Annotated in this window: 12 protein-coding genes and 1 pseudogene; 6 read left to right on the forward strand and 7 right to left on the reverse strand. The window is 70.2% G+C overall.

The annotated features are described in order from the left end of the window. Window position 1: 1 nt before the first annotated feature. A complete protein-coding gene (locus LXT12_RS16085; RefSeq protein WP_233393219.1) occupies window positions 2–2011 on the reverse strand; it encodes an alpha/beta hydrolase family protein in 2010 nt (669 codons plus the stop codon). Window positions 2012–2159: 148 nt separating this feature from the next. Here LXT12_RS16085 and LXT12_RS16090 point away from each other — a divergent pair, with 148 nt between their 5' ends. Together LXT12_RS16090 and LXT12_RS16095 are read left to right on the forward strand one after the other, a co-directional pair. Next, on the forward strand, window positions 2160–2741 hold the full coding sequence (locus LXT12_RS16090) for a helix-turn-helix domain-containing protein (protein ID WP_233393221.1): 582 nt from the start codon (window positions 2160–2162) through the stop codon (window positions 2739–2741). Then, entirely contained in the window at window positions 2738–3259 is a 522-nt protein-coding gene (locus tag LXT12_RS16095; RefSeq protein WP_233393222.1) for a GNAT family N-acetyltransferase, read from the forward strand. Before LXT12_RS16090 ends, LXT12_RS16095 begins: the two co-directional genes overlap by 4 nt. Here LXT12_RS16095 and LXT12_RS16100 read toward each other — a convergent pair. The 3 genes from LXT12_RS16100 to LXT12_RS16110 all read right to left on the reverse strand — a co-directional run bounded on the left by LXT12_RS16100 (window position 3246) and on the right by LXT12_RS16110 (window position 6965). Further along, window positions 3246–5558: an ATP-binding protein gene (locus tag LXT12_RS16100; RefSeq protein ID WP_233393223.1), complete on the reverse strand. Its 2313-nt coding sequence runs from the start codon at window positions 5556–5558 to the stop codon at window positions 3246–3248. The genes LXT12_RS16095 and LXT12_RS16100 overlap by 14 nt on opposite strands. Before the next feature lie 96 nt (window positions 5559–5654). After that, on the reverse strand, window positions 5655–5930 hold the full coding sequence (locus tag LXT12_RS16105; RefSeq protein WP_233393224.1) for a BTH_I0359 family protein: 276 nt from the start codon (window positions 5928–5930) through the stop codon (window positions 5655–5657). Window positions 5931–6053: 123 nt separating this feature from the next. Continuing rightward, on the reverse strand, window positions 6054–6965 hold the full coding sequence (locus LXT12_RS16110) for a hypothetical protein (RefSeq protein ID WP_233393225.1): 912 nt from the start codon (window positions 6963–6965) through the stop codon (window positions 6054–6056). A 45-nt stretch (window positions 6966–7010) separates the two neighbouring features. Here LXT12_RS16110 and LXT12_RS27140 point away from each other — a divergent pair. Together LXT12_RS27140 and LXT12_RS16120 are read left to right on the forward strand one after the other, a co-directional pair. After that, window positions 7011–7256, forward strand: a pseudogene (locus LXT12_RS27140) (fumarylacetoacetate hydrolase family protein); the annotation flags it as partial. A 530-nt stretch (window positions 7257–7786) separates the two neighbouring features. Then, complete coding sequence (locus LXT12_RS16120; protein WP_233393230.1) at window positions 7787–8719, forward strand: nucleoside hydrolase; 933 nt, start codon at window positions 7787–7789, stop codon at window positions 8717–8719. Window positions 8720–8728: 9 nt separating this feature from the next. On the opposite strand, the gene LXT12_RS16125 is transcribed toward LXT12_RS16120, so the two are convergent. After that, window positions 8729–11428: a bifunctional acetate--CoA ligase family protein/GNAT family N-acetyltransferase gene (locus tag LXT12_RS16125; protein ID WP_233393231.1), complete on the reverse strand. Its 2700-nt coding sequence runs from the start codon at window positions 11426–11428 to the stop codon at window positions 8729–8731. Between the two features lie 26 nt (window positions 11429–11454). Next, window positions 11455–12393, reverse strand: a complete 939-nt coding sequence (locus LXT12_RS16130) for a histone deacetylase family protein (RefSeq protein ID WP_233393233.1) — start codon at window positions 12391–12393, stop codon at window positions 11455–11457. Window positions 12394–12590: 197 nt separating this feature from the next. Here LXT12_RS16130 and LXT12_RS16135 point away from each other — a divergent pair, with 197 nt between their 5' ends. After that, window positions 12591–13586, forward strand: coding sequence for a GGDEF domain-containing protein (locus tag LXT12_RS16135; protein WP_233393234.1), 996 nt, complete (start codon window positions 12591–12593; stop codon window positions 13584–13586). 71 nt (window positions 13587–13657) lie between these two features. Continuing rightward, window positions 13658–14335: a DUF4197 domain-containing protein gene (locus LXT12_RS16140; protein WP_233393239.1), complete on the forward strand. Its 678-nt coding sequence runs from the start codon at window positions 13658–13660 to the stop codon at window positions 14333–14335. An 8-nt stretch (window positions 14336–14343) separates the two neighbouring features. Here the strand turns inward: LXT12_RS16140 and LXT12_RS16145 are convergent, their stop codons facing one another. Continuing rightward, window positions 14344–14835, reverse strand: coding sequence for a GFA family protein (locus LXT12_RS16145; protein WP_233393240.1), 492 nt, complete (start codon window positions 14833–14835; stop codon window positions 14344–14346). Between the last annotated feature and the right edge of the window lie 79 nt (window positions 14836–14914).

Raw genomic sequence — 14914 nt, forward strand, 5'->3', positions numbered from 1 at the left:
GTCAGTTCAGGTGCTTGGCCAGGAAGCGCTCGACGCGACCGTAGTAGTCCAGCTCGTCTTCCAGCAGCGGGAAGCCGTGTCCGGCCCATGGGTACAAGACCCACTCGACCTGCTTGTTGGCCTTTTGCAAGGCATCGCGCATGCGTTCGCCGTTCTGGATAGGTACTCGCCTGTCCTTGGCGCCGTGGACGAGCATCAGCGGCGCCTTGATGTTGGCCGCCTGCTCCACCGGTGAAGTGGCAATGAATCTCGCCTCGTCCTTGATCCGGTCACCCAACAGTTCGTTGAGGCCATATGACTTTGCTTGCCTCGAGATGTCATTCCAATGGAAGTCGAACATGTACCGCGGGTCCGACACGGCCGCGAAGGCGATGCCGCAACGGTACTGGCCGGGGTCCTTTGCAAGCCCCATCAAGGTTGCGTAGCCGCCGTAGCTGGCACCCATGATGCAAACGCGACCCGGATCGGCCCAACCCTTGGAGATGACAAACTTGAGGGCGTCGGTGACGTCGTCCTGCATGCTCAGGCCCCACGCCTTGAACCCAAGGTGGAAATGACGCTCGCCGTATCCGACGCTGCCGCGGAATTCCGGCTCGATGACGAGATAACCGCGTGACGCCAGGAACTGCCCCTCCGGATTCCAGCGCCATTCGGTACCTCGCTCCCATGGGCCGCCGTGAACAAGGACGACTGCAGGCAGAGGCTTTTCCGGCGCTGCCCCGCGGGGGCGCGTAATCCAGACCGGCAGGTCTTCACCGTCGCGAGCGCTTGTCCGGTGCAGTTCCATCGTGGCCATCGTCTTTGGATCGATCTGAGGCCGAACGCGGCCCACGAGTTTCCACTCGTCCTTCTCCGGCGTGAACAGCAGGACCATTCCGGGATCCGTGTCGCTGTAAGAGTGAACCAACACACGCTGCGGCCGTTCGCACTGGCTGCACTGCAGGATATTTACCCGGTTGGGCAGCTTGGCATCGACGCGGTCCTGAAGCTTGCTCAGCGTTGGGTCCAGCCAAGTGGTGGTCACGCTGTCCACCAGCACCGACAGCCCAAGGAGACGGTCGGAATGCCTTGCGTAAATGGGTTCGATGGATCGCGAGAAGCCGGGCGTCGCAAGGATGGGCACGCTGCCAACGCGCCGTTCAATGGCATCGTATTCACGGAGTTCGTCATAGCCGTCCTTGTCGGACGTCGACACGAGAAGATGCGCCTCATCCTGGATGGCCAGGGGGATCCAATCCATGTGATGCACCGGCGATTTCTGCAGTTCTGTCCATTCACGTGAACGTGGGTCCAACCACATCACCGTGACCTGCCCGTCGGCGGCATGGAGTGAGGCTCGAGGACGCCCTCTGCCATCGATGAGCCATTCATCCGCCCGCGGCGCCGCTTCCACGCGAGATTGCCCCGATACGACGTTGACCGCGTGCAGCGTCGAATATCGGTACTCGTAGTTCCCGTCATAGTGCGGCTGGGCAACCAGCACTTCGAGGCTGTCAGGTGCACCTCGACCCACATACCCATGGTCGGGGCTGAGCGTCAGGCGCCGGGAGTTCTCGGAACCGGATTCCCAGTCGCGCGCGATCAACTGCCGCGAGGTCTTGCCATCGCGACTCATGGACATCAGACCGGAGCCGACCCACCGCGTGCCCCGGTAGTTAGGGTTGTTCACCTTGAAGACGATCCAGTCGTCCGTGACCCAACTGAACCAGGTGACGTCATCCTTTTCGCTTGCGCTGATGAAATGGCTGCCCTCCTTGCCCTCGAGATCGGTGACAACCACGCCCATCCGCTCGTGAATTCCGCTTTCGAGTGCAGCGAGATAGCGCCCCGAGGGCGATAGCTGAGCTTTCCCGAGATCACCTTTCTTGAAGAAGGCTTCTACCGGAAGAGCCGCGGCAGTGGTCTTGGGCGCACCGGCCGTCGGCCCGGCTGTCGGTTGCGAAAAGGCTGCCAAACAGGCCAGTCCCAGCAAGACGCAGGCGGCATGTTTCAGCCAGACGGTTTGTTTCAATGGAGTCCTCCCTTGGTGCGGCCGTGACTGGCCGTCGGTGCGGTGTGGGGACATTTTCCATATGACGCCGGCCTATGTGTCGGTGCGAACCCTAGCGCGCCAAGACTCACTTGCTGTTTCCTGTATTCTGGAGGCAGAATCCAGCAAAATGGAATCTTCCGTTGTCTCACTCCACGATCGCATCGCTACCCGTCTGCGCCAGCTCCGCACCGACGCCGGCCTCTCCCTCGACGCCCTGGCTCACAAGAGCGGCGTCAGCCGCTCCAACATCTCGCTGATCGAGCGCGGCCAGAGCAGCCCGACGGCCGTGGTGCTGGACAAGCTGTCGTCGGCCCTGGGCGTCAGCGTCGCGTCCATGTTCGAGGCCAGCCCCGCGCCCGCTGCGCCGTCGCCGGTGGCGCGGGTGGCCGACCAGCCGGTGTGGAGCGACCCGGCCTCGGGCTACCGGCGCCGCAACGTGTCGCCGCCGGGCGTGTCGCCGCTGCAGCTGGTGGACGTGGTCTTTCCCGCCGGCCAGCGCGTGGCCTTCGAGACCTCGGAACGCGATGCCGACATCCATCAGTTGGTCTGGATGATCGACGGCAGCATGGAGATCGCCCATGGCGAGCAGCAGTGGCGGCTCGAGGCCGGCGACTGCCTGGCCATGCGGCTCGACGCCCCCGTCCGCTTCCACAACCCCGGCACGCGGCCGGCGCGTTATCTCGTCGCCCTCACAGGAGCCAAGCCATGACCGCCACGATCCGGGAACTCGACGGAGCCGAGGCGCTGGCCCGCGTCGACGAAATGGCCGACGTGCTGCGCGACTGCGTCGAGGGCGGTGCGTCGGTCGGCTTCATGCTGCCGCTGGCGCCGGGCCGGCCCGAGGCCTTCTGGCGCAAGGTGGCCGCCGGTGTCGCGGCCGGCGAGCGCCATCTCTTCGTGGCCGAGGACGAGGCCGGCCGCGTCTGCGGCACCTTGTCCCTCGTCGTCGACATGCCGGACAACCAGCCGCACCGGGCCGACGTGGCCAAGATGCTGGTGCACCGCCGGGCGCGCCGCCGGGGCGTGGCCGAGGCCCTGCTGCGGGCCGTGGAGGCGAAGGCGGGGGCGCTCGGCCGCACGACGCTGGTGCTGGACACCGTCACGGGCAGCGACGCCTCGCGGGTCTACGAGCGGCTGGCATGGCAGAAGGTCGGCGACATCCCGGACTACGCCCTGATGCCCGACGGCGCGCTCTGCTCGACGACCTACTACGTCAAGCGGCTCTGAAGCCGATGCCTCGCCTCTGCCTGACCTCCGGCTTGGCCCGGTGCTCGGCCTCGAGCTGGGCCAGGAACTCGTCCGGCGTGAAGGCCTCGCCCAGGATCTCGACCTGGTGGCGCACGGCCGCGAAGTCGCCGTGGGCCAGGCAGTCCAGCGCGGCCAGGCGAGTGCACTGCTCGCCGTCGGGCGCGGCGCCCGCCTCGCGCTCGAACATCGCCACGCGTTGCTCGGGCCTGAGCGCCTTGAAGCGGATCTTGAAGGCGAAGCGCCGCAGCGCCGCCTCGTCGAGTTCCTCGAAGAGGTTGGTCGTGCAGATGAAGAGGCCGGCGAAGCGCTCCATGCCGGCCAGCATCTCGTTGACCTCACTGACCTCGTAGTTGCGCTCGGCGTGCCGGCGGCTGCGCAGGAAGCTGTCGGCTTCGTCCAGCAGCAGCACGGCGCCCTCGGCCTGGGCCGTCTCGAACATGCGGGCCATGTTCTGCTCGGTCTCGCCGACGAACTTGCTGGCGATGTCGCTGGCGCGCTTGACCATCAGCGGCCGGCCGAGTTCCTGGGCGATGTGCTCGGCCAGAGCGGTCTTGCCGGTGCCGGGCGGCCCGTAGAAGCAGAGCTGGCCGGTGCCCTTGCGGCGCAGGGCCTCGACGATGCGAGGGATCTCGAAGCGACTCTCGCAGTTCAGCAGCTCCAGGGCATAGCGGGTCACGCTCGGCCGCGCGCTGCTGCTGCCGTCGTCGCGGCCCAGGGCCTTGTCGGCATTGAGCAGCTGGCGCTCGATGAGCTTTTCCGCGTCCGCGGCCGGACCCGCCAACTGGGCGAAGCGCACGGCGGTGCGGATCTGTGCCGGCGTGAGGCCCGGGCGCTCGGCCAGCCGGGCGACGAAGTCCTCGCTCACGGCCACTTCGCCCAGGGCCCGCGCCACCAGGCCGCGGCGGGCCCCCGGCGGCGGCGACTTCAGCTCCAGGTGGTACTGGAAGCGGCGGCGGAAGGCGGGGTCGATCTGCTCGATGCGGTTGGTCACCCAGATGACCGGCACCGGGTTGGTCTCGAGGATCTGGTTGACCCAGGCCTTGCCGCTGACGGAGTTGCCGACGCCGCCCTCGGCGCTCGCGTCCAGGCGGTTGAGCAGCGAGGCGGTGTCGCTGGACAGTGGCGGGAAGACGTCCTCGACCTCGTCGAAGAGCAGGGCCACGCTGGCGCTGGCCTTGAGGAAGACCTGGCTGATCTGTAGGGAGCGGTAGCGGTCGCGGCCCGACAGCGAGTTGCCGTCGCGGTCGGCGTACTCGACCTCGTACAGGTCGAGGCCGGCGGCGGCGGAGGCCACCTTGGCGAGCTCGGTCTTGCCCGTGCCCGGCGGGCCGTAGAGCAGGATGTTGACGCCGCTGGCGCGCTTGGCCACCGCCTGGCGCAACAGGCCCTGCAGGAGGCCGAGGTCCTCGGCGACGAACTGGAAATCGGCGGGGCCGAGCAGGCTGGGCGTGGCGGGCCGCGTGAAGACGGCCATCAGGTCGTGCGGGCCCTGGTATTCGCGCATCAGCACCGGCGGCAGTTGGTCGCTGACCTTCATCAGGTCGGCCAGGTCGGTGATGTTGTGCTCCGAGATCAGGTTCTCGACCATGCCGATGCGCTCGAGCCGCGAGCCGGCGCGCAGGGCCTCCGCCACCTCGCGCTCGTCCACGCCGGCCACCGCGGCGATGGCGGCGAAGGCTTCCTGGGCCGTGTTGACCTTGAACTCCACCAGCGCACCGCGCAGTTCGCGCTGGTAGCGGGCCAGGGTGCCGTAGAGCAGGATGGCCCGTTCGGCGGGGTTGAGCTGCAGCAGCGTGCCCAGCGCCGCGATGTTCTTCTCGACGAGGGTGGATTCGCGCTTGAGCCGCCGCTCCAGGTGCTCGCAGGTCGTGGCCAGCAGGGCCATCATGTCCTTGGGCGCGTCCTTGACGTACTCGTCGAGATAGAAGAAGAGGGTGCCTTCCGAGAAAGGCCCGCTCCACTGGCCGAAGCGTTCGAGGAAGGCTTCGTCGGACAGCGCCTCGTGGCCGCGCCAGAGCTCGTTGCCGGCGCAGCGCTGGGCCAGGTAGGCGCGCAGCCGCTGCAGCACCCGGGTGGGCCAGACGAGGTGGCGGCCGGTGAAGGACAGCAGGCCGTTGAAATCGCGCCGCAGGTTGAAGCGCCCGGCATGCCGGACGGTCAGCGTCAGCACGAATTGCGAGCACATGCGGTCCAGCACCGGAGCGCTGTCCAGGCCTGGCGAGGGCAGCACGCGGGCGGCGGCCCTGGAGGCTGTCTCGGTGGCGGCTCGCTTCACCATGCGATGGAGTCCTTCACCGGCCCGGAGCGGCCGGCGTCGACCCATCTTGTATCAGGCTTGGCGGCAGATCAAATGTAAGAGCGGCCCCAGGAATGTTCAGTGCATCACGACTGGCTGCTGGCCCATCACCGCATAACGCTCGATGAAGGCGTCGAGTTCGTCCTCGGACGGCTCTCCATCCTCGATCAGGGCCTGCACGCCTTGCTGGAAGGACTCCGCCAGCGCGCCCTCGATGAAGATTTCCTTGCGGGCGAACTTGTCGACGATTTCGAACCCCCCGCGGTTCAGTTGCGGACCGGGCTCCGCCTCGTCGGCGGCCGGCACGTCGAACTGGACGACGATGAAGCTGTCGGAGTTGTAGAGCATGTGCATGGGGTTCTCCTCGTGGCTTCAACTGCGGGTGGGGCGGGGTGTTTCAAGCCCCGGTCGGTTCAGATACTGGCAGAACGGGGTTGAAATCGGGTCATCCCCCGCGCCGACAACGTGTAGGAAGCGTCAGGAGTTCACGTCGGCCAGGCGGATTTCGTAGCCGCGTGTTTCAGGGTCGCCCTGGCGCAGCCGCACGGGCCAGAAGCCCCGCGCCGGGTCCAGCCAGAGCTCGATGCCCGGATCGTGCTCACCCAGCGGCTGGCGGCGCAGGTGCAGCATGCCGGCGTCTTCGGGGGCGGCATCGGCCGCCTCGAACACCCATTCGCGCAGCTCGCCGCGAAGGCCCGCAACCCAGAGGCGCCAGCGCCCGCCGGGTGCGGGCGCCGCCTCGACGAGCGCCGCCAGCTGCAGCCACCAGGACAGGCGGTCCTGCGTGCCCTCGGGTAGGTCCAGCCGCGCCGGGCTGGCGGAGAAGCTCACGCGGCGCGCCTCGGCATCGAAGTTGACGGCCTGGCGGTCCTGGCCGCCGCGTTGCAGGGCGAAGCGTTCCGGCGCCAGGCCGGCGGCGCCGGTGTGGCCGAGGCTTTCCCAGGCGGGCAGGGCGCGCTCGCCGATGCTGCGCGTCAGGCGCAGGCTGTAGCGGCCGTCGGGCTGGGGTTGCCAGGCCAGCGACGCCTCGCCGTCCTGGCCACCCTGGCGCAGGCGGTAGCGCCAAGAGGCGGGGCCGGCCAGGCGCAGCGGCGGCGCGGTGGGCGCGGCCGACGAGGTCTCCACGTCGACATGGATCTCGGCTGCCGGGCTTGGCTGATCGGCCGGCCTGCCCGCCCGGGGACGGGCAGGCAGCGGTTGTGCCGCGGGCTCGGGGCGGGTCGCTGCCGGCGGCACGGGCGGCCGCAGCAGGCTGATGCTGGCCGCGCGGGCCGCCGGGCGGGTGGCCTCCTCGCGTGCCCGGCCGCCGCCCAGCAGCAGGACGTGGGCGAGCAGGCTCGCCGCCAGCGCGATCGCGGCGGCGCGGAGCGGGAGCGTGCCGGCGCGCATCGCACAATGCTGCCACCAAGCGCCGCCTTCCCTGCACCACCTTCCATGAAACTCGCCAGCTACGCCGACGGCTCGCGCGACGGCCACCTCGTCGTCGTCTCGCGCGACCTGACCCAGGCCCACTACGCCAGCGGCATCTGCACGCGGCTGCAGGACCTCCTCGACGACTGGGGCTTCATCGCGCCCCAGCTGCAGGACCTCGCCGTGCAGCTCAACCACGGCAAGCTCCGCCACGCCTTCCCCTTCGAGCCCGGCAAATGCCTGGCGCCCCTGCCGCGCGCCTACGGCTGGGCCGTCGTCGCCGCCGATGGCCGCGTGCGGCGCGAGGCCGGCCAGTTCCTCGGCGGCGGCAAGCCCCTGCGGGCCCTGGCGAGCTGCGAGCCGGCGCTGATGGCCATTGCCGGAGACCTGCACGCGGCCAGCGACGCCGGCGCCGCGCTCGACGCGCTGCGGCTGCTCGGCCTGGCGGTGGACTGGCGCGCGGAGGGCGAGCTCGTCGCCTCGCATGCCGCACCGCTGGCCGTGACGCCCGACGAACTGGGCGACGCCTGGCAGCGCGGCGTTCTGCAGGCCAGCCTCGTCGCCCTGCACAACGGCAGCAAGCTGGAGCCGCGCGACGTGGCCGCCGCGCCGGGCGAGGCCCTGGCCCGCGTGGTGCGCTGGCGCGCCCTGCGGGCCGGCCAGCTCGCGGGCGTCGCCCTGGGCGCGCTCGACATCGCCCTCGCGCCGGGCGACAGCCTGCGCCTGGACCTCAAGGCCGCCGACGGCCAGCACAGCCTCTTCGGCGCCATCGACCTCGACTTCTTGCCCCCGCCCGCCGCATGAACCCCATCATCATCGACACCGACCCCGGCCAGGACGACGCCATCGCCCTGCTGCTGGCCGCCGCCAGCCCCGAGCTGGAGCTGCTCGGCATCACCACCGTCGCCGGCAACGTGCCGCTGGCGCTGACGACGCGCAACGCCCGCATCGTCATGGAGCTGGCCGGCCGGCGCGACGTGCCCATCTGCGCCGGTGCCGACCGTCCGCTGGACGTGCCGCTGGTGACGGCGGAGCACGTTCATGGCGACACCGGCCTGAACGGCATCGAGCTGCCCGAGCCGACGCTGCCGACGGACCCGCGCCATGCCGTGGACTTCATCGTCCAGACCCTGCGCGAGCGCGGGGCCGGCACGGTGACGCTGTGCCCCCTGGGCCCGCTCACCAACATCGCCCTGGCCCTGCGCCGCGCGCCCGACATCGCGCCACGCATCCGGCGCATCGTGCTGATGGGCGGTGGCTTCTTCGAGGGCGGCAACGTCACCCCCGCGGCCGAGTTCAACTTCTACGTCGACCCGCGCGCCGCGCACGAGGTCTTCACCAGCGGCGTGCCCATCACGATGGCGCCGCTGGACGTCACCCACGAGGTGCTGACGACGGCCGCGCGCATCGACGCCATCCGCCGGCTGGGCACGCGCGTCGGCGAGGTGGTGAGCGCCTGGATGGAGTTCTTCGAGCGCTACGACGAGGAGAAATACGGCCAGGACGGCGGCCCGCTGCACGACCCCTGCGTCATCGCCTTCCTGCTGCAGCCTGCGCTGTTCACCAGCCGCGACTGCAACGTGCGCATCGAGACCGCCAGCGAGCTGACGCGCGGCATGAGCGTCATCGACTGGTGGGGCGTGACCGGCCTGCCGGCCAACGCCCAGGTGCTGCGCCACGCCGATTCGGACGGCTTTTTCGCGCTGTTGACCGAGCGGTTAGCGCGGCTGTGAGATCTGGCTTCACCCCTGTAGCGGGCGCGTCACCAGCCTGAAGTCCGGCTCCTCGGCGAAGGGCTTGATCGTGAAGCCCAGGCCGCGCATCAGCTTGAGCATGTCGGCGTTGTTGCTCAGCACCAGGCCCTCGATGTCGGCCAGGCCCTTCTCGCGGGCGGCGTCCATGATGCCTTCCATGAGGCGCGAACCCAGGCCCTTGCCGCCGAAGTCGTCGGCCACGAGCAGGCTGAATTCGCAGCTGGTCTGGTCGGGGTTGGTGATGATGCGCGACACGCCGACGATGCGCTCGCTCTCGTCGAAACCGCCGTCGTCCCGGGCCGTGCGTTCGCAATACACCGCCACGAGCGCCATCTCGCGGTCGTAGTCGATCAGCGTGAGCCGCGCCAGCAGGCCCGGCGGCAGCTCCTTGATGGCGCTGGCGAAGCGGAAGTAGCGGCTCTCGGGCTTGAGGCCTCGCACCAGGTCCTGCAGCATCTGGGCGTCGTCGGGCCGCACGGGCCTGACGGTGACTTCGCCGCCGCCGGCCAGCGGCCACACCTGCTCGAAGTGCGCCGGGTAGGGCAGGATGGCCAGGTGGGGGTAGTCGAAGGCGCGCGGGCTGCCCGGCTGGGTCCCGGGCTGCAGCACGACCCGCGCGTCCACGGCGATGGCGCCGTTCTCGTCGACGATGAGCGGGTTGATGTCCATCTCGCGCAGCTGCGGGAACTCGCAGACCATCTCGCTGACGCGCAACAGCACGCGCTCCAGCGCCTCCAGGTCGGCCAGCTCGCCGCCATGCCATCCCTGCGCCAGGGTCTCGGCCACGCGGGCCCGCTCGATCAGCCGCCTCGCGAGGAACTGGTTCAGCGGTGGCAGCTCCATCGCCCGGTCGGCGATGAGTTCGATCATGGTGCCGCCGGCACCGAAGACGATGACGGGCCCGAAGGCCTCGTCCGTCACCAGCCCGACGCAGACTTCGCGGCCACGCCGGGCACGCGCCATCTTCTGCACCGTCACGCCGTTGATGCGGGCCTGGGGCTGCAGCCGCTTCACGCGGGCCACCATCTCGTTGTAGGTGTCGCGCGCGGCCGAGCCGCTCTGGATGTTCAGGGCCACGCCCTGCACGTCGCTCTTGTGGGCGATGTCGGGCGAATCGATCTTGAGCGCCACCGGGAAGCCCATCTGCGTGGCCAGCATCATGGCCTCGTTGGCGGTGCGGGCCAGCACCGTCTGGGTGACGGGGATGTGGAAGGCCGCGAGCAGGGCCTTGCTCTCCATCTCGGTCAACGTGCGGCGGCGTTCGGCCAGCACGCTCTCGATCAGCAGCCGGGCGGCCTCGACGTCCGGCTGGGCGAGGTTGGACATCGGCGGCGGCGTCTGCATCAGCAGCTGCTGGTTGGCGTAGAACGAGGCGATGTTGCCGAAGGCGCCGACCGCGGCTTCGGGCGTGCGGAAGTTGGCGATGGCCGCCTCGTTGAGCACGTGGCGCGCTTCCAGCACCGAGGAGTCGCCCATCCAGCAGGCCAGCAGCGGCTTGGCCGTGCTCGCCTTGGCGGCGACGACGGCGCGCGCCGTCTCGGTGGCGTCGGAGCCGATCTGCGGCGCGTAGACCACCAGCAGCCCGTCCACGGATGCGTCCTGGGCGGCGGCCTCCACGGCGGCGCGGAAATGCTCGGGCGTCGCCGCGGCGGAGAGGTCGATCAGGTCGGCCAGCGAGGCCAGCGCCGGCAGGCGCGGTTGCAGGCCGGCGGCCACCTCGGGCGAGAGGCGGCCGAGCTGCAGGCCGATCTCGCTGACCCAGTCGGCCGCGAGCACGCCGGGGCCGCCGCCGTTGGTGACGATGGCCAGGCGCTTGCCGACCGGGCGGTAGCGCGCCGCCAGGCATTTGGCGGCGGAGAACAGCTCGACGAAGCTGCGCACCCGCACCGCGCCGGCGCGGCGCAGCGCGGCGTCGAAGACGTCGTCACTGCCAACGATGGCGCGGCTGTGCGTCAGCGCCGCCTCGTTGCCGGCGCTGCGCCGCCCCGCCTTCAGGACGACGACGGGTTTGGCGTGCGAGGCCGAGCGCAAGGCGCTCATGAAGCGCCGGGCGCTGGAGATGCCTTCGAGGTAGACGACGATGCTTTGGGTGTGGTTGTCGGTGGCGAGGAAGTCCAGCACTTGGGCCAGGTCGACCGCCGCGTTGGGCCCCAGGGAGACGACTTGGCTGAAGCCGACGTGGTTCTGCCGTGCCCAGTCGAGCATGGCCGAGGTCAATGCGCCCGACTGGGACACCAGGGCGAGCGAGCCTTCCGCGGCGAGCGGGCCGGCGGCGCTGGCGTTGAGCTTGAGATGCGGGCGCTGGAAGCCCAGGCAATTGGGCCCCAGCAGGTGCACGCCCTCGCGCCGCGCGATGCGCTTGAGCTGGGCGGCATGCTCGGCGTCGACGCCGTCGCTGACGATGAGGGCCGAGCGGCAGGCGATGCGCCCGGCCATCTCCAGCGCGGCGGCGATCTCCTCGGTGGGCAGGGCGATGATGGCGAGGTCGGCCCGGGAGCGGGCCAGCTCGCCCAGCGTGCCGGTGGTGTCGCCGTGCAGGAACTGAGGCGGGCTCGTGCCCGGCGCGGCCTCCAGCGCGGCGCACAGCACGCGGGCCTGGCGGGTCTGGCGGTCGGGGTCGTCCCGCGGGCCGGCGAACACGACGACCGAGCGGGGCATGAACAGCGGGGTCAGGAAATGGTTGTCCATGGACAGGGACTCTAGGGCCTGGTGGCCTAATCGGCGCCGATCAGCACCTTGACGTGGGCCGCGACGCTGCGCGCCAGCGGGTTGAGCACATAGCCGCCTTCGAGGCAGGAGACGACGCGGCCGCGGCAGTGGCGCCAGGCCAGGTCCATCAACTGGCGCGTGACCCACTCGTAGTCGGCGTCGACGAGGCCGAGGTTGGCCATGTCGTCGTCGCGGTGGGCGTCGAAGCCGGCGCTGATGTAGAGCAGCTGCGGCTGGAAGCGGTCCAGCGCGGGCAGCCAGTGTGCGGTCACGGCGGCACGGAAGGCCTCGCTGCCGCTCCTCGCCGGCAGGCCGACGTTGACCATGTTGGGCGCGTCCTTCAGCGAGCGGGCATCCTCGCCGTTGAAAGGGTAGAGGCCGGTCTCGAAGATGCTGCACATCAGCACGCGCTCGTCGCCGGCGAGGATGTCCTCGCTGCCGTTGCCGTGGTGCACGTCGAAGTCCACCAGGGCCACGCGTGCCAGGCCATGGACGTCCAGCGCATGCCGTATGCCCACCGCCGCGTTGTTGAAAAAGCAAAAGCCCATGGCCGCGTTGCGTTCGGCGTGATGACCCGGCGGACGCACGGCGCAGAAGGCCGCCGGCACCTTGCCGCCAAGCACCAGGTCGGTGGCCAGCACGGCCGCGCCGGCGGCGCGCAGGGCGGCGGTGACGGTGTGGGGGTTCATGCGGGTGTCGGGGTCGACCTGGGCATAACCGCTGGCCGGGGCGGCGTCCAGCACGCGCCGCACGTGCAGCGCGGTGTGGGCGCGTTCCAGCTGGGCCTCGGTCGCCATGGGTGCGTCGTAGGGGAGCATGTAGTCGAGCAGTCCGCGCGCCAGCAGCGCATCGGCGATGGCGGCCAGGCGCTCGGGGCATTCGGGATGGCCCTCGCCCATCTCGTGGCGGGCGCAGTCGGGGTGGCTGATGTAGGCGGGCAGCATGGTTCTTGTCTCCTGTCCGCCATGCTAGGCAGCGGGGCTGACGGCGTGTTGATGCAGAGCAATCGGGCCGGATGCCGCCCAGGAATGAGGGTTGACCGGAAGTCGACATCATTTATGCCCGCGTGAGACACTGGTCCTAGGGGCAAGCGGCAGGGTCCTGGCACAAGGGCGCGCCGTTCGACGTGGAGGGCGGACCGATGCCAAGCAGGGATCAACTGCTGGAGGTCATTGCGATTCAGACCGAGGTGGCCGGTCTGGGGCTGGACCTGGACCTGGGGCGCTTGCTGCATCTCGTGGCCCAGCGCACCCTGCACCTCGTGCAGGCGGACGGCGCTGCCGTGGAGATGTCCGAGGGCGACGAGATGGTCTACCGCGCCACCGCCGGCATCGCCGAGGGGGCGCTGGGCCTGCGGCTGAAGCGCGACCAGAGCCTGTCGGGGCTGTGCGTCGCCCAGGGGCAGGCGCTGCGCTGCGACGACGCCCTCACCGACCCGCGCACCGACCACGCCGCCTGCGAGCGCCTGGGCCTGCGCTCCATGGTGGTCGTGCCGCTGCGCCACCATGGCGTGACGGTGGGCGTGCTCAAGGCGATGTCCACGCGCAAGGCTCATTTCAGCGATGCGCAGATGACGCTGCTGGGCCTGCTGTCCGACCTGGTCGCCGCGGCGACCTACTTCGCCACCAGCTACTCGCCCAGCGAACTCTTCCACAAGGCCACGCACGACGGCCTGACCGACCTGCCCAACCGTTCGCTCTTTCTGGATCGGCTGCACGCCAGCCTGGCCCAGGCGCGCCGCGACGGCCAGCCGCTGGCCGTCGTCATGCTCGACCTGGACGGCCTCAAGCCCATCAACGACCACTTCGGGCATCGCGCCGGCGACGCCGCCCTGCGCGAATTCGCCCGCCGCCTGCTCGGTGTGCTGCGCCAGTCCGACACGGCCGCGCGCCTGGGCGGCGACGAGTTCGCCGTGCTGCTGCCCCTGACGGCCGAGGGCGGCCCCGAAGCCACGATGCGCCGCCTCGCCGAGCGGCTCAACGGCCGCTTCGACTTCGAGGGCCATGAGCTGCTGGTCGGCGCCAGCATGGGGGCGGCCTGCTTTCCCCAGGACGGCGACGAAGTCTCCCGGCTCATCGAGCTGGCCGACCAGCGCATGTACGTCCACAAGCGCCGCCCGCAGGCGGCTGCGGCATGACCGGCACGCCGGCGCGCCAAGCGGGGCTCCGCGGTGGGAAGATGCCTCTCCCACCCGACCGGAGCACCGCCATGCAACGCCGCCACCTCATCGCCTGCGCCCCCGCCCTGCTGCTGCTGCTGCGCCCGGCCGGGGCCGCGGGCCTGACCGAGGGTGACGCCAATGCCGGCATCCGCACGGCGCTGGAGCGCGGGGCCAATGCCGCAGTGGCCCTGCTCGGGCGGCCCGACGGCTTCCTCGGCAACCCGCTCGTGAAGATCGAGCTGCCCGGCGGCTTGCGGGACGCCGCCAAGCTGCTGCGCGCCACGGGGCAGGGCGCCCGGCTCGACGAACTCGTGACGGCCATGAACCGGGCCGCCGAGGCCGCCGTGCCCGCCGCCAAGCCGCTGCTCGTCAAGGCCGTGCGGGACATGAGCGTCGAGGACGGCCTGGGCATCCTGCGCGGCGGCGACGAGTCCGTGACCCAGTTCTTCGCCGGCAAGACGCGCGAGCCGCTGCATGCGCAGTTCCTGCCCATCGTCACCCGGGCCACCGAGCGGGTGTCGCTGGCCGACAAGTACAACGCCGTGGCGAAAAAGGCTTCCGGCTTCGGCCTGGTGCGCGGCGACGAGGCCAACATCCAGCAGTACGTCACCGGCAAGGCGCTGGACGGCCTTTACCGCATGATCGGCGAGGAAGAGAAGAAGATCCGCCGTGACCCGGTCGGCACCGGCAGCGCCCTGCTGAAGAAGGTGTTCGGCAGCCTGTGAGGCGCCGGTCACCCGGCCTTGAAGCCGTGCGCCTCGTGCCATTCGGCCAGCGAGGTGTCGGGGTAGCCGTCGAAGCGCGGGTCGGCGGGATGGCCTTCCACCTCGACCCATGAGGCCTTGGAACCCACCAGGCAGTGCACGTGCTGGGGCGGCGTGGGCAGGGGTGTGTCGATGGCGCTGGCGTGCGGGTGCACCAGCTCCGGCCAGGTCGGGTCCCACAGCCACAGCGCGCTGCCGCAGCGCCCGCAGAAGTAGCGCCGCGCGCTGCTCTCGTGGGTGCCGCCGCCGTCCTTGTCAGGCAGCCGGGCGCGGTAGATGCGCAGATGGCGCTTGCCGCGGACCTTCATCGTCCGGGTGCTGGCGCCGAGGTTGATCGCATAGCCGCCGGCACCCGCCGTCTTGCGGCAGATGGAACAGTAGCAGCGCATGAAGGGCACGGGCGAGTCGGCCTCGACCGAGAAGCCGACGCTGCGGCAATGGCAGGAACCTTCGAGGTGCATGGCAGGCGCTCGGGCGTGGGCGGGGTGCCGATCATGGCCCCCGGCCGGGCACTCTTGCCATCCCCAGGCAAGGGCCGCC

Origin of the sequence: Pelomonas caseinilytica (assembly GCF_021353235.1) — a bacterium.
GTDB lineage: Bacteria > Pseudomonadota > Gammaproteobacteria > Burkholderiales > Burkholderiaceae_C > Pelomonas > Pelomonas caseinilytica.